Below are 21,282 nucleotides of genomic sequence, written 5' to 3' on the forward strand. Positions count from 1 at the left end.
TGCGGGTAGAGCGGGGCTGCGGGCAGCGCCTTGTCCCAGAACCGCCCTGTCGAACGCAGGCTATGCCTTTGTGAACGCGTGCACAAAGATGGTGTCCGTTTTGCCCCGGCAAAGTGATGGGTGTCACGCGGCGATTCGGGCCGATGCGGGAACCATCCGCCGAGGTGCCGCGACTGTCACACCTGTCACTTCCGCACCATGGGCGTGTCGACGAGCCCATCGATGAGGACATGGCCGCCACTCCTCACCGCCAAAACCCCGGATGCCTGCAAAACGCCCACGATGGTAGTCGACTCAGGCATCCAAACCCGTCCTCCGCGCAACTGCGCGGGCCCGGCACAATGGCCCTCATGAGCCCCCTCCTGCGCCGCGGCGCCCGCAAGAACCCCGCCGACAGCGTGGTCACACTGATCGGCAAGCCCGGCTGCCACCTGTGCGACGCCGCCGAGACCGTGATCGCCGAGGTCTGCGCGGAGCTGGGCGCCCGCTGGGAGAAGAAGGACATCAACGAGGACGAGGAGCTGTACCGGAAGTACTGGGAGCAGATTCCGGTCGTCCTCGTCGACGGCGCCCAGCACGACTTCTGGCGGGTGAACCCGGACCGGCTCCGCAAGGCCCTGGGCGGCTAGCCGCCCGGAGCCCCGGGGCGGGCCGAATTGCGGGGCCGGGCGGAATGCGGGCGTCCGGAGGGTAACCGCGCAGACGCGCAGTGTTCACGCCATCGCATCGTCCCGACTCCGGTTACCCCGAACAAACTGGCTATGCTCGCCGCATGGCCGCACTCGGATGGCTCTCCCACCGCAGGCGCTCCGCCACGGCACGCAGCGTGCTGGCAGGCGAGGCCGCCGCGGAGGCAGCCCGCAAGTCCGTTCAGGAGGACCGGGAGAAGGAGACTCCCCCGGTCGGTGCCCCCGGCGAGGCACCTCCCCCGGAGCCGGAGTTCCCGGTGGCCGGCGACGTGCGCGCCGCCGCCTTCTTCGACCTCGACAACACGGTCATGCAGGGCGCCGCCATGTTCCACTTCGGCCGCGGCCTCTACAAACGGCACTTCTTCCGCAAGCGCGAGCTGGTGCGCTTCGCCTGGCAGCAGACCTGGTTCCGGCTGGCCGGGATCGAGGACCCCGAGCACATCCAGGAAGCGCGCGACAAGGTCCTCTCCATCGTCAAGGGCCACCGGGTCTCCGAGCTGATGACCGTCGGCGAGGAGATCTACGACGAGTACATGGCCGAGCGCATCTGGCCCGGCACCCGCGCCCTCGCCCAGGCCCACCTGGACGCCGGGCAGAAGGTGTGGCTGGTGACGGCCGCGCCGATCGAGACCGCGACGATCATCGCCCGCCGGCTCGGCCTGACGGGCGCGCTGGGCACGGTCGCCGAGTCCGTCGGCGGCGTCTACACCGGCAAGCTGGTCGGCGAGCTGCTGCACGGCCCGTCCAAGGCCGAGGCGGTCCGGGCGCTGGCCGCCGCCGAGGGCCTGGACCTGTCCCGCTGCGCGGCGTACAGCGACTCCGCCAACGACATCCCCATGCTGTCGCTCGTCGGCCACCCGCACGCGATCAACCCCGACGCGCGGCTGCGCAAGCACGCGCGCGAGCACGACTGGCGGCTGCGCGACTACCGCACGGGCCGCAAGGCGGCCAAGATCGGCATCCCGGCGGCGGCCGGGCTGGGCGCACTGGCGGGCGGCGCGGCCGCCGCGATCGCGCTGCACCGGCGCCGCCGCTAGGCCCTGTCGGGCGACGGTTTTCACCGGCCCGCGGCCCGGCGTCCGCCGCGGGGCCGCGCCCGGCCGCGCGGGTGCACGCGCGGGCACACCCTCATCACCGGAACGGGCGACATCTCCGGCGCGCCTCCTCGCCACAGCCGGTAACCGGTCACGCCGCACAGGCAATCCTGTTGTCATACCCCCACATGGCCCCGCGCAGTCCTGTCGTGTCCGGATTGCCACAACACGCTGCCCAATCGGCCACACCATCGGCAAATCCGGTCAACTTCCGTTCCCAGTTCGATATTTGATCGGCCACCAACCGACCGGAGATCGAACGGAAACGATGATTTGAGCAACTCGGTGTAGCGCTGCCTGTACGAAGGGTTATTCTCCTCAGACGCAAGCCGGTACCCGCTTGTCCCTACGACGAGTGAACGGTCCCGCACTGCACGTGATGGAAGCTCTGCCTCTGGGAGTCCCGTGTACCCACACGTCGGGGTTGACGCCTCGGGCCTGGCTACGCTGCGCGCAGCGGTCCTCGACCGTCTGCGCGGCTTCGTCCCCACCGCGTACGCCGTCCCCGCCCTCGCCACGCTCGGCCCCGCCGCGGCGGTCGGCCCGGCCGGCCCCTGCTACGCCCTCGCGGAGAGCGGTGCGGCCGTCGGCAGACGCGCCCGCCGCGGGGCAGCCGCAGGCACGTCCGCTACGTCCGCCCCCACGACCCGCCGCCCCAGCGCCGACAGCGACAGCGCCCGCATGCTCGACCTGGTCGAGCGGGCCCAGGCGGGCGAGGCCGATGCCTTCGGCCGCCTCTACGACCAGTACGCCGACACCGTCTACCGCTACATCTACTACCGCGTGGGCGGCCGGGCCACGGCGGAGGACCTCACCAGCGAGACGTTCCTGCGCGCCCTCCGCCGCATCGGCACCTTCACCTGGCAGGGCCGCGACTTCGGCGCCTGGCTGGTGACCATCGCCCGCAACCTCGTCGCGGACCACTTCAAGTCGTCAAGGTTCCGGCTGGAAGTGACCACGGGAGAGATGCTCGACGCCAACGAGGTCGAGCGCAGCCCGGAGGACTCCGTCCTCGAATCCCTTTCCAACGCCGCCCTGTTGGAGGCGGTGCGCAAGCTCAACCCCCAGCAGCAGGAGTGCGTCACCCTGCGCTTCCTCCAGGGCCTCTCCGTGGCGGAGACGGCCCGGGTGATGGGGAAGAACGAGGGCGCCATCAAGACCCTCCAGTACCGGGCCGTGCGCACCCTCGCAAGACTCCTTCCGGACGATGCCCGCTGACCGTCCGCCGACTTCACGCCGTCTTTCACTCACCGGCGGCCACCTCGCTCCGGCCGCGTAACCCGACTGCCGCGCCGCTCGTTGTCCGGGATGCAGACTTCCCGCATGTCGCGTCATGCCCGTATTCACTCACTCGATCGAGTGGATGCCCTCAAGGCGTGCAACCCTTCAGTTGCCCTGGGGAGTCGACCGTCATGACGAGAGGAGGTGCCGCCTGTGATCGCGAACGTATCGGCGCACCGGCGGGCGAACGCCTTCGCCCAGGCCCTGGAGGACCAGGAAGTCCAGGGTGCTGCGGCCGCCCAGTCCGGACCATCGGTGCAGGACACCGAGCAGGGGCAGTTGCTGGCCCTCGCACACGGGCTCGGCGCACTGCCGGCACCCGAGCTGGACCCCGAGGTCAAAACCGTGCAGCGGGCGCAGTTGATCGCCGCCATGGAGGCCCACTTCGCCGGAAGCCCCACCGTGCCCGAGCCGCGCACGGGCGCGGTCCCCGGCCGGGGAGCCCACCGGCTGAGCCCGCTGAGCCGGCTCAGGCCGCGCTCCCGCTGGTCCAAGGGGCTCGCGGCCGGCGGGCTCACGGTGGGGGTGGCGGCCGGCGCCTTCGGCGGTGTGGCCGCGGCCAGCTCCAACGCCCTCCCCGGGGACACCCTGTACCCGGTCAAGCGCGGCATGGAGGACCTCAGGCTCGGCATGGCCGACGGCGACTCCGCCAAGGGCGAGCTGCTCCTCGGCCAGGCCTCGACCAGGCTCCAGGAGGCCCGGCGGCTGATGGAGCGCGGCCGCTCCGGCCCGCTCGACCTCGAGTCCATGACCGAGATCCGCAAGACCCTCTCCGGCATGAGCCACGACGCGTCGGAGGGCCACCGGCTGCTGCGCGGCGTCTACGAGCGCGACGGCTCGCTCGGCGCCATGCGCCTGCTGTCCTCCTTCGCCTCCTCGCATCGCGAGGGCTGGAGCCAGCTGCGCGGCAAGCTCCCCTCCCAGCTGACCGACGTCGGCGACAAGGTCAACTCGGTCTTCGTCGCCATAGACGATGACGTCGAGCCGCTGCGGAACCTGCTCCACGACAGCAACGGCAAGCACGGCTCCCCGGACCGCACGGGCACGGCCCCGCGCAGCTCCCCCGGCAGCAGCGGCCGCTCCGCCCCCTCCCCCCAGGCGCCCGCCACGATCGACGGCAAGCGCCCCACGGGCAAGCCCTCCCAGTCCTCCCCGAGCGCCCGCGACGAGCACGAGGGCCTCCTCGGCGGCACGGGCCTGCTCCAGCCCCCGCCCAGCAGCGAGGGGTCACCGCAGGACCGGGCCCACGGCAGGGACGGCAAGCCCTCCGGCAAGCCGGACGTCGTCATCCCGCCGCTGCTCCCGGACATCCTCCCGGGCCTCGGCATCCACAGCGAGGACGAGAAGCCGTAGCCGCCCGGCACCCACCGGGCACAGTGAGAGGGAGGGGCCGTTGCGGCCCCTCCCTCTCACTGTCTCGTCCTCGCTGTTTCGTCTGTGGGGACGGAAGAACTCCGTGGGGTCAGAAGAACACCGACCGCCGCTGCACCAGCAGCTTGTAGAGCGTGTGCTGAATCGTTTCCCGGACCTGGTCGGTCAGGTTGAACATCAGCATCGGATCGTCCGCCGCCTCCGGCGGATAGCTGTCCGTGGGGATCGGCTCCCCGAACTGGATCGTCCACTTCGTCGGCAGCGGCAGCAGCCCCAGCGGGCCGAGCCAGGGGAAGGTGGGCGTCAGCGGGAAGTACGGAAAGCCCAGCAGCCGCGCCGCGGTCCTGGAGTTGCCGAGCATCGGGTAGATCTCCTCCGCCCCGACGATCGAGCACGGCACGATCGGCGCCCCGGCACGCAGTGCCGTCTGGACGAAGCCGCCCCGCCCGAAGCGCTGGAGCTTGTACCGCTCGGCGAACGGCTTCCCGATCCCCTTGAAGCCCTCCGGCATCACCCCCACCACCTCGCCCCGCTCCAGCAGCTTCGCCGCGTCCTCGGCACAGGCGAGCGTGTGCCCGAGCTTCCGGGACAGCTCGTTGATCAGCGGCAGGACGAAGACGAGGTCCGCGGCGAGCATCCGCACATTGCGGCCCGCCGGGTGGTGGTCGTGCACCGCGACCTGGAGCATCAGGCCGTCGACCGGCAGGGTGCCGGAGTGGTTGGCGACGATCAGCGCCGCCCCCTTGTCCGGGATGTTCTCGATGCCCTTCACCTCGACCCGGAAGTACTTCTCCTTGAAGGGCCGCAGGATCGACATGATCACCTGATCGGTGAGTTCCCGGTCGTAGCCGAAGTCGTCGACCTCGTACTCGCCGGTGATCCGCCGCCGGAGGAAGTTCAGCCCGCGGGCCACCTTCCGCTCCCAGCCGCCCTCGCCACCGGCCCGCACCGGGGCATCCGGCGCCCGCTCCGGGACCGCCTCGGCGGGCAGCCGCGCCCGCTCCTCGTCGCGCTGCGGCGGTACGGGCGCGAGCGGTGCCGGCGCCCGGTTCGCCCGGCCCGGACCCGGGCGCTTGGCCCGCCGCTTGGCGCGGGGCTCCTCGCCGAACGGAATGACCTTCGCATCGGCCATGGTGCGTGCGCTCCTCAGTTCTGGCCGCGGCCGGCAGGCATCAGCGCGGCGATCCGGTCGACGGTACGGGCGAGGGTCTCGGGCGGCAGCAGCCCGGCGCCACGGCTGCGGGCGTAGTCCGCGAAGGCATCGGAGGTGGTGTAGCGGGGGTGGAAGCCCAGGGTCTCGCGCATCTGCGTGGTCTGGACGACCCGGCCGTGGGTGAGGAGCCGGATCTGCTCGGGCGAGAAGTCCAGAGCACCGACGGACCGCAGGGCGGTGCCGACCCAGGTGACGGTCGGCAGGAAGAAGGGGAGGGTGGGGCGCCCGAGGCGTCTGGCGGCCTGGGAGAGCAGCAGGACGCCGTCCCCCGCGATGTTGAACGTGCCGCTGTTGAGCGTGCCCCTGGCCGGCTCGCCCGTGGCGATCCGCAGCACCTCGATCGCGTCGTCCTCGTGGACGAACTGCAGGCGGGGGTCGAAGCCGAGGACCGTGGGCAGCGCGGGCAGCGAGAAGTACTCCGCGAGCGGCGAATCGGCACACGGTCCGAGAATGTTCGCGAACCGCAGCACGCACACCGCCACGTCGGGCCGGCGGCGGGCGAAGCCCCGCACATACCCCTCGACCTCGACGACGTCCTTGGCGAAGCCACCGCTGGGCAGCGACTTCGGCGGCGTGGACTCGGTGAACACGGCGGGGTCGCGGGGCGCGGAGCCGTAGACGTTGGTGCTGGACTTCACCACCAGCCGCTTGACCGAGGGCGTCTTCTGGCAGGCGCCGAGCAGCTGCATGGTGCCGATGACGTTGGTCTCCTTGACCGTGGCCCGGCTGCCCCGCTTGCCCAGAGGGGTCCCGTTGACGTCCATGTGGACGACCGTGTCGACGGACTCGCTCGCCAGGACCCTGCCGATCGTGCAGTGGCGGATGTCCGCCCGTATGAATTCGGCCCCGCCGAGGTGGTGCTCGGGTGGCACTGCGTCCACCCCGATGACTCGGTCCACGTCGGGCTCGCGCTGGATGCGGCGGACGAACCGGCCGCCGAGTTGCCGTGCGACTCCGGTGACGAGCACGACCTTGCCCAAGATCAGCGCCTTCCTTCCCACCCGCACCCGGCGAGTGGTGCGCTCGCCGGGCGGTGCCCTGTGGCGGCCACCGTAGCGGGTCGTTGTTGCACTGTGATGACCGCCGGACGGACCGGGCGACATTTCAAGCCGTAGCGAGGGGTTCACTCACCGCAACGCACCGCAGCCCTCCCACCAGGACGGTGAGAGGGCTGCGGGTTGAGCACAGCGGCGCTGCTTACTTCTTGTTGCGACGCTGAACACGCGTGCGCTTGAGCAGCTTGCGGTGCTTCTTCTTGGCCATCCGCTTGCGCCGCTTCTTGATAACAGAGCCCACGACTACCCTCGCTTACATCGATTCACTCGGTGCGGGGCGTCCGAGCCCACACGACCTACATCGGGCCAGCCTACCCGGCACCGGGCGATCAGCGTAATCCAGGGCCCCCGTCAGGCTGTTTCCACCCCCACGTAGGACTCTCGGAGGTACTCGTGCACCGCTTGCTCTGGGACCCGGAACGACCTGCCCACCCGGATCGCCGGCAGATGACCACTGTGCACCAAGCGGTACACGGTCATCTTGGACACACGCATCACCGCGGCAACTTCCGCCACGGTAAGGAACACGACCTCGTTGAGAGGCCTTTCGCCAGCAGCCATGACACACCTGAACCTTCCGCACATGACGCGCACCGGCTTCCCCTCCGGTGACTCCTCGTCGCTGCGCGCTCACTCCCCAGGTTAGGGGCGGGTGATGCGAGTGGGGAAGAGGAGCAGCCATCGGCCGCCTACTGTGACAGACACGCTCGATTGAGTACATAGCGAGTAAGCGGTCGGTAGTAATCAGACCGCACAGTGTCATCAAGCGGAACGGCGACGGACACCCGCCCCTCCGCCTCTCCGACGAACGGCGCCGGGTCGTCCGAGTCGGCCAGCCCAATGGCCTCAATGCCCAGTTGACCTGCCCCGCAGACCCATCCGTGGTCCCCGATGACCAAGGCCGGCAGGGCCTCGCCGGCGTCCGCCGCGGCCGCCAGCACGACGCGAACCGGGAGCGGAGAATGCGTATGCGCGCCCGGCTCACTTCCGGTGGTCCGCGCGCCGGGTTCGCGCACCATCGCGACTCCTCGGACGTAGTCAAGGTTGTAGGTGCGTACGCCAAACCGGGTCGTTATGTCGACACTTCGACCCTGCGCCGGGGTGAGGACACCGCATCCCGCCGCCGACAGACCGGCGGCCAACCCGGCGTAGAAGCCCAGGAGTCGGTGCGGGTGGCCGGTCCCGAGCAGCACCGGCGCCCCCGTCGCGGCCACCGTCGCCAGCCGGTCGGCGAAGGCATTGAGTGCCGCGATCGTACGGTCCGGATCGATCACATCCTGCCCGGAAGTTTCCCTGGGATCGGCCGAAACTCCACACTTATGACCCATCAGATGCAACAAGTCCCCGAAACGCCAGTCGTATTCAGGCTCCAGACCGAGCGTCACCCGGGGATCCCCGGCCGCGAACATCCGGTACCGGGTCAGGCTCCGCTCCCTGGGCGTGGCTACGGTCCCGGCGATGCGGGTGGCGATCAGATGCGCGCGGAGGGCGTCAGCGGTGTCCACGGGCCGATGCTTGCAGGCGGCGGGGGCAAATTCAGCCCGTCCGGCGTTTGAGGACCGGGGGTCTGGGGGCGGAGCCCCCAGTTACGGGAAGGGGCGGGGTGGGGGAAAACCCCGTTCAGGCCCCTACGGCAGGAGCCCGTGCGCCGGAAACACCGCCCGCCGGGCGGCAAGCACCGCCTGATCGAGCCGATCGGCAGGGTCGTACCCGGACACCGAGAAGTCCCGCCACTCCGGCACCACCACCCCGTCCGTCATCCGCAGCGGCCCCAACTCCCGCGTACGCCGGAACACTTCGCTCCGCCACTCCTCCGGCACCTTCGACTCCGGATCCACCGGCCGCCCCGCCGCGATGCCCACCAAATGAGTCCACGAACGAGGGACAACGTCCGTCACCGCATACCCACCACCCCCAAGAGCGAGCCAGCGCCCCTCGGCGTGCTCGTGGGCCAGCGCATGGCAGGCCTCGGCCACCAGGCGCTGGGCGTCCAGGGAGACGGCCAGATGGGCCAGCGGATCCTCGAAGTGCGTGTCGGCGCCGTGCTGCGTCACCAGCACCTGCGGCCGGAAGGCGGACAGCAGCTCGGGCACGACGGCGTGGAATGCCCGCAGCCACCCGGCGTCGCCCGTCCCGGCGGGCAGGGCCACGTTCACCGCGCTGCCCTCCGCCCCCGGTCCGCCCGTCTCCTCCGGCCAGCCGGTCTGCGGGAAGAGCGTCCGCGGGTGCTCGTGCAGCGAGATCGTCAGCACCCTGGGGTCCGTCCAGAACGCCGCCTGGACGCCGTCCCCGTGGTGCACGTCCACATCGACGTACGCGATCCGCTCGGCACCCAGCTCGAGCAGCCGGGCGATCGCGAGGGCGGGGTCGTTGTACACGCAGAAGCCGGAAGCGCTCCCCGGCATCGCATGGTGGAGCCCGCCGGCGAAGTTCACCGCGTGCAGCGCGTCGCCGCGCCAGAGCGCCTCCGCCGCGGCCACTGATTGCCCCGCAATCAGCGCCGCCGCATCGTGCATGCCGGCGAATGCCGGGTCGTCCGGGGTGCCGAGGCCGTACGCCATGTCGGCCGACTTCGGGTCGGCGGACGCGGCCCGCACGGCGGCGATGTAATCCGGGCGGTGCACCAGGCGGAGCGTGGACTCACCGGCCGGGGGTGCGGCGACGGTACGCAGCGCCTGGTCCAGCCCGTACGCCTCGACCAGGCTCATGGTCAGAGAGAGGCGTACGGGGTCCATGGGATGCCCGGAGCCGAAGTCGTACCCGGTTACCGCCTCGTCCCACATCAGCTGTGCGCGACCGCTCATGGCGCCACGCTATCGGTAAACGCAAAAAAGCCGTAGGCCCCGAGTCGAATTGACATCGACTCGGGGCCTACGGCTATCAAAATTTGTTCGGCGGCGTCCTACTCTCCCACAGGGTCCCCCCTGCAGTACCATCGGCGCTGAAAGGCTTAGCTTCCGGGTTCGGAATGTAACCGGGCGTTTCCCTAACGCTATGACCACCGAAACACTATGAAGTTAACCAACCGGAGCATGACTCAACGGTCGTTACTTCAGAACCTACACAGTGGACGCGAGCAACTGAGGACAAGCCCTCGGCCTATTAGTACCAGTCAGCTCCAACCGTTACCGGTCTTCCACACCTGGCCTATCAACCCAGTCGTCTACTGGGAGCCTTACCCCATCAAGTGGGTGGGAGTCCTCATCTCGAAGCAGGCTTCCCGCTTAGATGCTTTCAGCGGTTATCCCTCCCGAACGTAGCCAACCAGCCATGCCCTTGGCAGGACAACTGGCACACCAGAGGTTCGTCCGTCCCGGTCCTCTCGTACTAGGGACAGCCCTTCTCAAGACTCCTACGCGCACAGCGGATAGGGACCGAACTGTCTCACGACGTTCTAAACCCAGCTCGCGTACCGCTTTAATGGGCGAACAGCCCAACCCTTGGGACCGACTCCAGCCCCAGGATGCGACGAGCCGACATCGAGGTGCCAAACCATCCCGTCGATATGGACTCTTGGGGAAGATCAGCCTGTTATCCCCGGGGTACCTTTTATCCGTTGAGCGACGGCGCTTCCACAAGCCACCGCCGGATCACTAGTCCCGACTTTCGTCCCTGCTCGACCCGTCGGTCTCACAGTCAAGCTCCCTTGTGCACTTACACTCAACACCTGATTGCCAACCAGGCTGAGGGAACCTTTGGGCGCCTCCGTTACCCTTTAGGAGGCAACCGCCCCAGTTAAACTACCCACCAGACACTGTCCCTGATCCGGATCACGGACCCAGGTTAGACATCCAGCACGACCAGAGTGGTATTTCAACGACGACTCCACACACACTGGCGTGCATGCTTCACAGTCTCCCACCTATCCTACACAAGCCGAACCGAACACCAATATCAAGCTGTAGTAAAGGTCCCGGGGTCTTTCCGTCCTGCTGCGCGAAACGAGCATCTTTACTCGTAGTGCAATTTCACCGGGCCTATGGTTGAGACAGTCGAGAAGTCGTTACGCCATTCGTGCAGGTCGGAACTTACCCGACAAGGAATTTCGCTACCTTAGGATGGTTATAGTTACCACCGCCGTTTACTGGCGCTTAAGTTCTCAGCTTCGCCCCGTCGAAACAGAGCTAACCGGTCCCCTTAACGTTCCAGCACCGGGCAGGCGTCAGTCCGTATACATCGCCTTACGGCTTCGCACGGACCTGTGTTTTTAGTAAACAGTCGCTTCTCGCTGGTCTCTGCGGCCACCCCCAGCTCAAGCAGCAAGTGCTATCACCAGGAATGGCCCCCCTTCTCCCGAAGTTACGGGGGCATTTTGCCGAGTTCCTTAACCATAGTTCACCCGAACGCCTCGGTATTCTCTACCTGACCACCTGAGTCGGTTTAGGGTACGGGCCGCCATGAAACTCGCTAGAGGCTTTTCTCGACAGCATAGGATCATCCACTTCACCACAATCGGCTCGGCATCAGGTCTCAGGCTGCATGTTGTGCGGATTTGCCTACACAACGCCCTACACCCTTACCCCGGGACAACCACCGCCCGGGCTGGACTACCTTCCTGCGTCACCCCATCGCTTACCTACTACAAGTCTGGTCCGTCGGCTCCACCACTCCCCTTCACCCGAAGGATCCAGGGCGGCTTCACGGACTTAGCATCGCCTGATTCGATATTGGGCGTTTCAAAGCGGGTACCGGAATATCAACCGGTTGTCCATCGACTACGCCTGTCGGCCTCGCCTTAGGTCCCGACTTACCCTGGGCAGATCAGCTTGACCCAGGAACCCTTAGTCAATCGGCGCACACGTTTCCCACGTGTGTATCGCTACTCATGCCTGCATTCTCACTCGTGAACCGTCCACAACTCGTTTCCACGGCTGCTTCACCCGGCACACGACGCTCCCCTACCCATCCACACACCCGTTGAGGCTGTTGTGTGAATGACACGACTTCGGCGGTACGCTTGAGCCCCGCTACATTGTCGGCGCGGAATCACTTGACCAGTGAGCTATTACGCACTCTTTCAAGGGTGGCTGCTTCTAAGCCAACCTCCTGGTTGTCTCTGCGACTCCACATCCTTTCCCACTTAGCGTACGCTTAGGGGCCTTAGTCGATGCTCTGGGCTGTTTCCCTCTCGACCATGGAGCTTATCCCCCACAGTCTCACTGCCGCGCTCTCACTTACCGGCATTCGGAGTTTGGCTAAGGTCAGTAACCCGGTAGGGCCCATCGCCTATCCAGTGCTCTACCTCCGGCAAGAAACACACGACGCTGCACCTAAATGCATTTCGGGGAGAACCAGCTATCACGGAGTTTGATTGGCCTTTCACCCCTAACCACAGGTCATCCCCCAGGTTTTCAACCCTGGTGGGTTCGGTCCTCCACGAAGTCTTACCTCCGCTTCAACCTGCCCATGGCTAGATCACTCCGCTTCGGGTCTTGGGCACGCTACTCAAACGCCCTGTTCGGACTCGCTTTCGCTACGGCTTCCCCACACGGGTTAACCTCGCAACATACCGCAAACTCGCAGGCTCATTCTTCAAAAGGCACGCAGTCACGACCGCCAAGCAAGCTTGACGGCGACGCTCCCACGGCTTGTAGGCACACGGTTTCAGGTACTATTTCACTCCGCTCCCGCGGTACTTTTCACCATTCCCTCACGGTACTATCCGCTATCGGTCACCAGGGAATATTTAGGCTTAGCGGGTGGTCCCGCCAGATTCACACGGGATTTCTCGGGCCCCGTGCTACTTGGGTGTCTCTCAAACGAGCCGCTAATGTTTCAGCTACGGGGGTCTTACCCTCTACGCCGGACCTTTCGCATGTCCTTCGCCTACATCAACGGTTTCTGACTCGTCTCATGGCCGGCAGACCATGAAAGAGAGATCCCACAACCCCGCATGCGCAACCCCTGCCGGGTATCACACACATACGGTTTGGCCTCATCCGGTTTCGCTCGCCACTACTCCCGGAATCACGGTTGTTTTCTCTTCCTGCGGGTACTGAGATGTTTCACTTCCCCGCGTTCCCTCCACACTGCCTATGTGTTCAGCAGCGGGTGACAGCCCATGACGACTGCCGGGTTTCCCCATTCGGACACCCCCGGATCACAGCTCGGTTGACAGCTCCCCGGGGCCTATCGCGGCCTCCCACGTCCTTCATCGGTTCCTGGTGCCAAGGCATCCACCGTGCGCCCTTAAAAACTTGGCCACAGATGCTCGCGTCCACTGTGCAGTTCTCAAGCAACGACCAGCCACCCATCACCCCCGATCAGCAGACCGGAGTTCACTGGGGCCGGCATCGCGAAGGTTCGAGCAACGCTCGCACCCTCAGATACCCAACAGCGTGCCCGGCCCAGCCACTCACCCCACTGTGTTCCACGCCGAAGCAGTACTAACAGGGAGATCCTGAACTGTGCCGAATAGTCAACGTTCCACCCATGAGCAACCGTGCAAGACATTCGCTTGCAGCCGGCTATGTGCTCCTTAGAAAGGAGGTGATCCAGCCGCACCTTCCGGTACGGCTACCTTGTTACGACTTCGTCCCAATCGCCAGTCCCACCTTCGACGGCTCCCTCCACAAGGGTTGGGCCACCGGCTTCGGGTGTTACCGACTTTCGTGACGTGACGGGCGGTGTGTACAAGGCCCGGGAACGTATTCACCGCAGCAATGCTGATCTGCGATTACTAGCAACTCCAACTTCATGGGGTCGAGTTGCAGACCCCAATCCGAACTGAGACCGGCTTTTTGAGATTCGCTCCACCTCGCGGTATCGCAGCTCATTGTACCGGCCATTGTAGCACGTGTGCAGCCCAAGACATAAGGGGCATGATGACTTGACGTCGTCCCCACCTTCCTCCGAGTTGACCCCGGCAGTCTCCTGTGAGTCCCCATCACCCCGAAAGGCATGCTGGCAACACAGAACAAGGGTTGCGCTCGTTGCGGGACTTAACCCAACATCTCACGACACGAGCTGACGACAGCCATGCACCACCTGTACACCGACCACAAGGGGGGCACTATCTCTAGCGCTTTCCGGTGTATGTCAAGCCTTGGTAAGGTTCTTCGCGTTGCGTCGAATTAAGCCACATGCTCCGCTGCTTGTGCGGGCCCCCGTCAATTCCTTTGAGTTTTAGCCTTGCGGCCGTACTCCCCAGGCGGGGCACTTAATGCGTTAGCTGCGGCACGGACGACGTGGAATGTCGCCCACACCTAGTGCCCAACGTTTACGGCGTGGACTACCAGGGTATCTAATCCTGTTCGCTCCCCACGCTTTCGCTCCTCAGCGTCAGTATCGGCCCAGAGATCCGCCTTCGCCACCGGTGTTCCTCCTGATATCTGCGCATTTCACCGCTACACCAGGAATTCCGATCTCCCCTACCGAACTCTAGCCTGCCCGTATCGAATGCAGACCCGGGGTTAAGCCCCGGGCTTTCACATCCGACGCGACAAGCCGCCTACGAGCTCTTTACGCCCAATAATTCCGGACAACGCTTGCGCCCTACGTATTACCGCGGCTGCTGGCACGTAGTTAGCCGGCGCTTCTTCTGCAGGTACCGTCACTTTCGCTTCTTCCCTGCTGAAAGAGGTTTACAACCCGAAGGCCGTCATCCCTCACGCGGCGTCGCTGCATCAGGCTTTCGCCCATTGTGCAATATTCCCCACTGCTGCCTCCCGTAGGAGTCTGGGCCGTGTCTCAGTCCCAGTGTGGCCGGTCGCCCTCTCAGGCCGGCTACCCGTCGTCGCCTTGGTAGGCCATCACCCCACCAACAAGCTGATAGGCCGCGGGCTCATCCTGCACCGCCGGAGCTTTCCACCCGCCAAGATGCCTCGGCAGGTCGTATCCGGTATTAGACCCCGTTTCCAGGGCTTGTCCCAGAGTGCAGGGCAGATTGCCCACGTGTTACTCACCCGTTCGCCACTAATCCACCCCGAAGGGCTTCATCGTTCGACTTGCATGTGTTAAGCACGCCGCCAGCGTTCGTCCTGAGCCAGGATCAAACTCTCCGTGAATGTTTACCGGGCTGCGTTTAATTAAAAACTGCCGGTCACACTCGCGTTGAGCGGAACAGCCAGGCGGAATAAGCCCGGCCGTTCACAGCGTCCTCGCTGTGTAATCGCCTACCCGATCCGATACGGACCCGGCAGGACTTTTAAAGGAACCTCATCCATCGAGATGGACGGGGTGTCAACATATCTGGCGTTGACTTTTGGCACGCTGTTGAGTTCTCAAGGAACGGACGCTTCCTTTGTACTCACCCGCAGTGACATTCACTGGGGCTTTCCTCCGGGCGCTTCCCTTCGTTGTTTCCAACCTTACCAGATCCGTTTTCCGTTCCGTTTCCGGTCCGAATTCCGTTTCCGGCCCCCTGTTGGAGCGGGGTTTGTTTCGCGCCTTCCGGCGTGATCACTACTTTAGCGGATTTCCCCGGTGACTCCTAATCGGAGTCACGATCCGAATTCCGGCATGCCGAAATTCATCCCGTTCCAGGGCCGTGCAAGCAGTGGACGCCGCCGAGCGGCTCGAAGTGCTGCCCCGTCACCCATCCGGGCGCCGTGGCAACTCGAAGAACTCTACACGCTCCTGTAAGACGCATCAAACCCGTGGCGCAAGCGGGTTTGACGGGCTACCGTCGTCCTGTGACCAAGCATGCGCGCACCCAGGAGTGGTGGGCCGCCTGACAGGCGGCCCGAGACCTGCGCATGCACCAGCGGCCGCCGCCTCGGCGGCCGTTTTGCTGTCCGGGCGGTGGTCCCGACTCCAAGGAGTGCACCACCGATGACCCGGATCTTCAGCGGCATCAAGCCCACCGGCCACCTGACGCTGGGCAACTACCTCGGGGCCGTACGCCAGTGGGTGGAAACGGACCAGCACCGCGCCGACGCCCTCTTCTGCGTCGTCGACCTGCACGCGCTGACCGTCGACCACGACCCCGCTCGTGTACGGAGGCTGAGCCGGCAGGCCGCGACGCTGCTGCTGGCCGCGGGGCTGGACCCGGCCCGCTGCACCCTGTTCGTACAGAGTCACGTCGACGAGCACACGCGCCTCTCCTATCTCCTCGAGTGCACGGCCACGGACGGCGAGATGCGGCGGATGATCCAGTACAAGGAGAAGTCCGCGCGGGAACGTGCCACGGGCGGGAGCGTCCGGCTCTCGCTGCTCACCTATCCCGTGCTGATGGCCGCGGACATCCTCGCCTATGGGGCGGACGAGGTTCCCGTGGGTGACGACCAGGCGCAGCACGTGGAACTCACCCGGGACCTGGCGGTGCGCTTCAACCAGCGGTACGGGCGTACGTTCACGGTCCCCCGGGCCGTGCTCCCGACCGTGGCGGCCAGGGTCATGGACCTCCAGGACCCCACGTCCAAGATGGGGAAGTCGCACGTGGAGACGTCCGGCATCGTCTATCTCCTCGACGAGCCGGACGTCGCGCGGAAGAAAGTCATGCGTGCGGTGACCGACAGCGGGACCGAGGTCGCGTACGACCGGGAGGCGCAGCCCGGTGTCGCGAACCTGCTGGAGATCCTGGCGGCGTGCACGGGCGGCGAGGACAAACCGGCGGAGCTTGCCGCGCGCTACAGCTCGTACGGCGCGTTGAAGAAGGACGCGGCCGAGGCCGTGGTGGAGGTGCTGCGGCCGATCCAGGATCGGCATGCCGAGCTGTGTGCCGATCCCGGTTATGTGGACGAGGTGCTGAGGGCCGGTGCCGAGCGTGCGCGGGGGCTCGCCCGGCCGACGGTCGACGCGGCGTACCGGGCCATCGGCCTGCTGCCCCCGATGTGAGGAAGCCCTTCGCGCGCCCGCCTGGTCCACTGCGCGGCGGCCCGCATCAACCCGCCGCGCGGAAGGCCCGGCGGTAGTCGCGGGGGCTGGTGGCGAGGCGGGCCGCGAAGTGCTGGCGCATGGTGACCTCGCTGCCGAAGCCGCAGCGCCTGGCGATCTCGGGCATGGGCAGGGCGGTCCGCTCCAGGAGCTGCTGTGCTGCGGCGATGCGCTGGTCGAGGAGCCACTGGATCGGTGTGGTCCCCGTGCTCGCCGTGAAGTGACGGGCGAAGGAGCGCGGGGACATGCCGGCCCAGCCGGCCAGGTCGGCGACGGTCAGCGGCTCGGCCAGCCGGCGGAGCGCCCGCTCCCGTACGGACGCGAGGGCGTCCGAGGCGCCGTGGTCGGCGCCGGTCGGTGCGGGGTGTTCGATGAACTGGGCCTGCGTTCCGGTGCGGAAGGGGGCGGTGACCATCGAGCGGGCGATGGTTGCCGCCGCCTCGGCGCCGTGGGCGGTGCGGACCAGGTGGAGACAGAGGTCGATGCCCGCGGCGACGCCCGCTGCCGTCCAGACGCCGCCGTCCTCGACGAAGAGGGCATCCGGGACGACCTCGACGGCTGGGTGTACGGCGGACAGCAGAGTGGTGAGGTTCCAGTGGGTGACGGCACGCCGCCCGTCGAGCAGTCCGGACTGTGCGAGGACGAAGGCGCCCCCGCACAGCGAGGCGACGGGGATGCCGGCCCGGTGCGCGTTCCGCAGCGCGTCCAGTACGGGCTCCGGTACCGGGGCCAGGTGGTCGTCGACGCCGGGGACGACGATCAGATCGGCGGTGGCCAGCCAGTCCAGGTCCCGGTCGGGGGCGAGGGTGAGGCCGCCGGGCATCTCCACGGGCGCCCGGTCCGGGGCACAGCGGCGGAGTTCGAAGGGCGGGGCGCCGCGTCCGGTGCGGTCGACTCCCCAGACCTCGGCGATGACGGCGACGTCGAAGGCCCGTATGCCCGGAAAGGCGACGAGGGCGATGCGCTGCCGCACGGGCTGTATGGACTGCACGGGCTGCGCTGGTTGCACGGGCTGCACTGATTGCACGGGCTGCACTGATTGCACGGGCTGCACTGATTGCACAGGTTGCATGACCGACATGGTGCACCGGCCTCCCTCCCCGGTACATCTCCGGACCGCCCGGCACCCGTGGCACTAATCCATCGAACATGGTCTGTCCTGCCACTGTCCGCAGCCGTGCCGCGCCAGCAGGATCATGGGCATGGAGATCACACAGAACACCGCGCTCATCGTCATCGACGTGCAGAAGGGCTGGCACGACCCGGCCTTCCCGCCCCGCAACAACCCCGCCGCCGAGGAGAACATCGCCTCGCTCGTCGACACCTGGCAGGCGGCGGGCCGGCCGGTCGTCTTCGTACGGCACGACTCGCCCAAGCCGGACTCGCCGCTGCGCCCGGGTCAGAAGGGGAACGACTTCCAGGACTTCGTGGAGCAGCGCCGCGGCAAGGGGACGGGCCCCGAGCTGCTGCTCACCAAGACGGTGAACTCGGCCTTCATCGGCACTCCGGACCTGCGGAGCTGGCTGGACGCGGCCGGGATACGGCAGATCGTCGTGGCGGGCATCATGACCAACTGGTGCGTGGACACCACGGCCCGCATGGGCGGCAACCTCGGCTACGACGTGATCGTGCCGATCGACGCGACGCACACCTTCGACGCGGCCGGCCCGGACGGCCGGATCCTCACGGCCGACGAGCTGTCCCTGGCGACCGCGACCAATCTGCACGCGGGCGGCTTCGCGAAGGTGGTGAGCACCGCCTCGCTGACGGGCTGACCGCGCCCGCGCGCAGCTGTCTTGTCCGCTGTGCCCTTGCCCGCTGTGCCCTCAGCCGTTGCCGGAGGCCAGCTCGCGGCTGCGGTCGCGGGCGGCCTCGAGGGCAGCGATGAGGGCGTGGCGCACGCCGTGCTTCTCCAGCTCCCGGACGGCGCTGATGGTGGTGCCTGCCGGTGAGGTGACCGCCTCGCGGAGCTTGACCGGGTGCTCACCGCTGTCGCGGAGCATGACCGCGGCTCCGATGGCGGCCTGGACGATGAGGTCGTGGGCCTTGTCGCGGGGCAGGCCCAGCAGGATTCCCGCGTCGGTCATGGCTTCGACGAGGTAGTAGAAGTACGCCGGGCCGGAGCCCGAGAGCGCGGTCGCCGCGTCCTGCTGCGACTCGGGGACGCGCAGGGTCTTCCCCACCGGCTTGAAGATCGCCTCGGCGCGGAGGAGATGTTCCTCGGTGGCGTGGGTGCCGGCGGAGATGACGGACATCCCCTCGTCGACGAGGACGGGGGTGTTCGGCATGACGCGCACGACGGGGGTGCCGGGGGCGAGCCTCTCCTCGAAGAAGGTCGTGGGGATGCCGGCCGCCGCGCTGATGACCAGCCGCTCGACGGGCAGGTGCGGGGCCAGCTCTTCGAGCAGGGCCGCCATGTCCTGCGGCTTGACGGCCAGGATGAGGGTGTCGGCGGCCTTGGCGGCCTCGGTGTTGCTGACCACCTCGACGCCGTAGCGGGTACGGAGCGCCTCGGCGCGCTCTGCGCGGCGGGCGGTGCACATCAGGTCGCCGGCCGACCAGCCGGCCCGGATCATGCCGCTGAGCAGCGCTTCGCCGATCTTTCCGGTGCCGAGGACGGCGACTTTCTGGGCCACGGGCTCACCTTTTCGCTGCGCTGGGCTTCAAGGGGCGGGGCAACGGTACGGGCCCCTCCGCGTACCGGCCATCTTTGCACCCCGTACGGGTCGGTCGGCGCGGCTGTCCACGTCTCGGGATTCCCTGGTGCGCCTCCGGCCCCATCCGTCATCCCAGGCCCCTGACCGCAGCCCCTCGTTTACATGCTGGTTACAGATCAACTCAACGAATCTCGGCGCCACTTGGCCAAAATATGGTCAGGTGATTAACGGCACGGCGCCGCAGGGGGACGACGGCGTCGGTTCTCCTCTGCCGCTGCGCTCTCGCGTGTCACTCACTCCGCACCGATCACCGACTCCACTCCACCTGTCGGACTCCACGTGTCCGGAATCCACCTCCCCGGACCTCACCTCCCCGGACTCCACCTCTCCGGACTCCACCTCTCCGGACTCCACCTCTCCGGACTCCACCTCTCCGGACTCCACCTGTCTGGCAACGATCCTCATCGCATCGCTGCGCGCGCCCTGGCTCGCTGGAGGCAATCCTCATGCAGAACCAAAAGGCCCTCTTCCGCCATGTCCTCAAGGCAGTCACCCGAGTTGACCTGCGACATCGTCTGCTGGCCAACGTCCGTGCCGACTTCACCGCCTCGCTCGTCGTCTTCCTCATAGCCGTGCCGCTGTCGGTCGGCATCGCCGTGGCCTCCGGCGTACCGGTGGAACTGGGGCTGGTCACCGGCATCGTCGGCGGGCTCCTCACCGGACTGCTGCCGGGCAGCAGCCTGCAGGTCAGCGGTCCGGCCGCGGGACTGACCGTGCTGGTCTACGAGGCGGTGCGGGAGTACGGGCTCAGGGCGCTGGGCGTGCTCGTCCTCACCGCCGGGCTCCTCCAGGTGGCCATGGGGCTGCTGCGGCTGGGCCGCTGGTTCCGCGCCATCTCCGTCGCGGTGGTGCAGGGCATGCTTGCGGGAATCGGCGTCGTCCTGATCGCCGGCCAGCTGTACGTCCTGGCCGACGCGGATGCGCCCGCCGGGGGTCTGGAGAAGCTGGGCGGGCTGGTCACGCTGTTCACCGACACGCTCGCCTCGCCGGACGCGCTCTCCGCAGTCGCGGTGGGCGCGGGCACCGCGGTCGTCCTGGTGCTGTGGCCCCGCTGGCGGTGGGGTGCCCGGCTGGTACCCGGGCCCCTCGCGGCGGTCGCACTGGCGACGACCGCGGTGGCGGTGCTGCACCTTCCGGTCGAGCGGATCCGGGTACGGGGCATCCTCGATGCCGTTCAGCCACCGAGCGGCGGCGACTTCGCGCGGCTGAGCGAGTTCGGAGTGCTGGGGACGGTGCTCGCCTTCGCGCTCATGGCATCCGCGGAATCGCTGTTCAGCGCGATCGCTGCCGACCGGCTGCACGACGGCCCCCGCACGGACTACAACAAGGAACTCATCGCCCAGGGCGCGGGCAACACCGTGTGCGGAGCGCTCGGCGCGCTCCCCATGACCGCCGTGATCGTCCGCAGCGCCGCCAATGTGCAGGCCGGTGCCCGGACGAAGGCCTCGCGGGTACTGCACGGAGTGTGGCTGCTGGTCTTCGCGACGCTCCTGCCCTGGTCCCTGGAACTCATCCCGGTGGCGGCGCTGGCCGGCGTCCTCGTCCACGCCGGCTGGAAGCTGCTGCCCGGAAAGGAACTGGGCCCGCTGTGGCGGGAACACCGGGGCGAGGTCGCGGTGCTGGTGACGACCACCGTGGCCATCGTGGTCACGAATCTCTTCGAGGGCGTGGTCATCGGGCTGTTGGCGGCAGTGGTGAAGGCGGCCTGGGAGACCTCGCACGTACACGTCGAGGCAGTCACGAGGCCCGACGGCACTCTCCGCGCCCGAGTGATCGGCAACGCCAACTTCCTGCGGCTGCCCAAGCTGCTCGACGATCTGGACGGCCTTGCCCGGCAGGGACGGGAAGTGGAACTCGACCTCACCGCTCTGCGGCAGATGGACCGCGCATGCCACACCGCACTGCTCGGCTGGGCGGAGCGGAACGGACAGCTTCGGCAGCACGGAACGGGAGACGAGAACGGGGACGGCGAAGCCAGCGGCCAAGTGGTAGCGGTTTAAAAGGCGTAGAACGCAAGAAAGCCCCGGCAGGTAATCCCTGCCAGGG

15 protein-coding genes and 3 rRNA genes are annotated in these 21,282 nt (G+C 67.2%); 7 read left to right on the forward strand and 11 right to left on the reverse strand.

Features of this window, described 5'->3' with window-relative positions:
* The first annotated feature begins 350 nt into the window (after positions 1-350).
* The 4 genes from AC1Z4A_RS14360 (at position 351) to AC1Z4A_RS14375 (ending at position 4,417) form a co-directional block, all read left to right on the forward strand.
* On the forward strand, positions 351-629 hold the full coding sequence (locus AC1Z4A_RS14360) for a glutaredoxin family protein (protein WP_483678934.1): 279 nt from the start codon (positions 351-353) through the stop codon (positions 627-629).
* 143 nt (positions 630-772) lie between these two features.
* Positions 773-1,726 (forward strand): HAD family hydrolase, encoded by a 954-nt coding sequence (locus AC1Z4A_RS14365; RefSeq protein WP_483678936.1) that lies wholly within the window; start codon positions 773-775, stop codon positions 1,724-1,726.
* Between the two features lie 462 nt (positions 1,727-2,188).
* Positions 2,189-3,001, forward strand: coding sequence for an ECF subfamily RNA polymerase sigma factor, BldN family (locus AC1Z4A_RS14370; RefSeq protein WP_483678937.1), 813 nt, complete (start codon positions 2,189-2,191; stop codon positions 2,999-3,001).
* A 216-nt stretch (positions 3,002-3,217) separates the two neighbouring features.
* Complete coding sequence (locus tag AC1Z4A_RS14375) at positions 3,218-4,417, forward strand: DUF5667 domain-containing protein (protein WP_483678938.1); 1,200 nt, start codon at positions 3,218-3,220, stop codon at positions 4,415-4,417.
* Between the two features lie 109 nt (positions 4,418-4,526).
* Here the strand turns inward: AC1Z4A_RS14375 and AC1Z4A_RS14380 are convergent, their stop codons facing one another.
* From AC1Z4A_RS14380 to AC1Z4A_RS14420, 9 genes are all read right to left on the reverse strand, one after another.
* Positions 4,527-5,567: a lysophospholipid acyltransferase family protein gene (locus AC1Z4A_RS14380; RefSeq protein WP_483678939.1), complete on the reverse strand. Its 1,041-nt coding sequence runs from the start codon at positions 5,565-5,567 to the stop codon at positions 4,527-4,529.
* Between the two features lie 14 nt (positions 5,568-5,581).
* Entirely contained in the window at positions 5,582-6,628 is a 1,047-nt protein-coding gene (locus tag AC1Z4A_RS14385; protein WP_483678940.1) for an NAD-dependent epimerase/dehydratase family protein, read from the reverse strand.
* 217 nt (positions 6,629-6,845) lie between these two features.
* Complete coding sequence (locus tag AC1Z4A_RS14390) at positions 6,846-6,944, reverse strand: 30S ribosomal protein bS22 (RefSeq protein WP_003948845.1); 99 nt, start codon at positions 6,942-6,944, stop codon at positions 6,846-6,848.
* Positions 6,945-7,054: 110 nt separating this feature from the next.
* Positions 7,055-7,264 (reverse strand): helix-turn-helix domain-containing protein, encoded by a 210-nt coding sequence (locus tag AC1Z4A_RS14395; protein WP_067299677.1) that lies wholly within the window; start codon positions 7,262-7,264, stop codon positions 7,055-7,057.
* Between the two features lie 128 nt (positions 7,265-7,392).
* Entirely contained in the window at positions 7,393-8,208 is an 816-nt protein-coding gene (locus tag AC1Z4A_RS14400) for a phosphatase (protein ID WP_483678984.1), read from the reverse strand.
* Between the two features lie 123 nt (positions 8,209-8,331).
* Positions 8,332-9,507, reverse strand: coding sequence for an acetoin utilization protein AcuC (locus AC1Z4A_RS14405; RefSeq protein WP_483678986.1), 1,176 nt, complete (start codon positions 9,505-9,507; stop codon positions 8,332-8,334).
* Positions 9,508-9,592: 85 nt separating this feature from the next.
* Positions 9,593-9,709, reverse strand: a 5S ribosomal RNA gene (rrf, locus tag AC1Z4A_RS14410).
* 76 nt (positions 9,710-9,785) lie between these two features.
* Positions 9,786-12,906, reverse strand: a 23S ribosomal RNA gene (locus tag AC1Z4A_RS14415).
* A 279-nt stretch (positions 12,907-13,185) separates the two neighbouring features.
* Positions 13,186-14,709: ribosomal RNA gene (locus tag AC1Z4A_RS14420) — 16S ribosomal RNA — on the reverse strand.
* Together the 16S, 23S and 5S rRNA genes form the textbook arrangement of a ribosomal RNA operon.
* Before the next feature lie 766 nt (positions 14,710-15,475).
* Between AC1Z4A_RS14420 and trpS the strand changes: the two genes are divergently transcribed.
* Positions 15,476-16,480, forward strand: coding sequence for a tryptophan--tRNA ligase (trpS, locus tag AC1Z4A_RS14425; protein WP_483678988.1), 1,005 nt, complete (start codon positions 15,476-15,478; stop codon positions 16,478-16,480).
* 46 nt (positions 16,481-16,526) lie between these two features.
* On the opposite strand, the gene AC1Z4A_RS14430 is transcribed toward trpS, so the two are convergent.
* Positions 16,527-17,510 carry a GlxA family transcriptional regulator gene (locus AC1Z4A_RS14430; RefSeq protein ID WP_483678991.1) on the reverse strand — a complete coding sequence of 328 codons (984 nt, stop codon included), beginning with the start codon at positions 17,508-17,510 and terminating at the stop codon, positions 16,527-16,529.
* 211 nt (positions 17,511-17,721) lie between these two features.
* Here AC1Z4A_RS14430 and AC1Z4A_RS14435 point away from each other — a divergent pair, with 211 nt between their 5' ends.
* Positions 17,722-18,294 carry a cysteine hydrolase family protein gene (locus tag AC1Z4A_RS14435; RefSeq protein WP_483678993.1) on the forward strand — a complete coding sequence of 191 codons (573 nt, stop codon included), beginning with the start codon at positions 17,722-17,724 and terminating at the stop codon, positions 18,292-18,294.
* A 51-nt stretch (positions 18,295-18,345) separates the two neighbouring features.
* Here AC1Z4A_RS14435 and proC read toward each other — a convergent pair whose 3' ends face one another.
* Positions 18,346-19,155: a pyrroline-5-carboxylate reductase gene (gene proC, locus AC1Z4A_RS14440; protein WP_483678995.1), complete on the reverse strand. Its 810-nt coding sequence runs from the start codon at positions 19,153-19,155 to the stop codon at positions 18,346-18,348.
* A gap of 527 nt (positions 19,156-19,682) precedes the next feature.
* Here proC and AC1Z4A_RS14445 point away from each other — a divergent pair.
* Positions 19,683-21,236 carry a SulP family inorganic anion transporter gene (locus tag AC1Z4A_RS14445; RefSeq protein ID WP_483678997.1) on the forward strand — a complete coding sequence of 518 codons (1,554 nt, stop codon included), beginning with the start codon at positions 19,683-19,685 and terminating at the stop codon, positions 21,234-21,236.
* The last annotated feature ends 46 nt before the right edge of the window (positions 21,237-21,282 follow it).

The sequence above is a fragment of the Streptomyces sp. 17_S59 genome, from assembly GCF_056930295.1.

What these genes read in the sequence shown, in the direction of transcription:
- AC1Z4A_RS14380 (WP_483678939.1), bottom strand. Translation starts at nt 5,567, where the DNA reads ATGGCCGATGCGAAGGTCATTCCGTTCGGCGAGGAGCCCCGCGCCAAG.
- AC1Z4A_RS14435 (WP_483678993.1), top strand. Translation starts at nt 17,722, where the DNA reads ATGGAGATCACACAGAACACCGCGCTCATCGTCATCGACGTGCAGAAG.
- AC1Z4A_RS14360 (WP_483678934.1), top strand. Translation starts at nt 351, where the DNA reads ATGAGCCCCCTCCTGCGCCGCGGCGCCCGCAAGAACCCCGCCGACAGC.
- AC1Z4A_RS14445 (WP_483678997.1), top strand. Translation starts at nt 19,683, where the DNA reads ATGCAGAACCAAAAGGCCCTCTTCCGCCATGTCCTCAAGGCAGTCACC.
- trpS (WP_483678988.1), top strand. Translation starts at nt 15,476, where the DNA reads ATGACCCGGATCTTCAGCGGCATCAAGCCCACCGGCCACCTGACGCTG.
- AC1Z4A_RS14365 (WP_483678936.1), top strand. Translation starts at nt 773, where the DNA reads ATGGCCGCACTCGGATGGCTCTCCCACCGCAGGCGCTCCGCCACGGCA.
- AC1Z4A_RS14405 (WP_483678986.1), bottom strand. Translation starts at nt 9,507, where the DNA reads ATGAGCGGTCGCGCACAGCTGATGTGGGACGAGGCGGTAACCGGGTAC.
- AC1Z4A_RS14395 (WP_067299677.1), bottom strand. Translation starts at nt 7,264, where the DNA reads ATGGCTGCTGGCGAAAGGCCTCTCAACGAGGTCGTGTTCCTTACCGTG.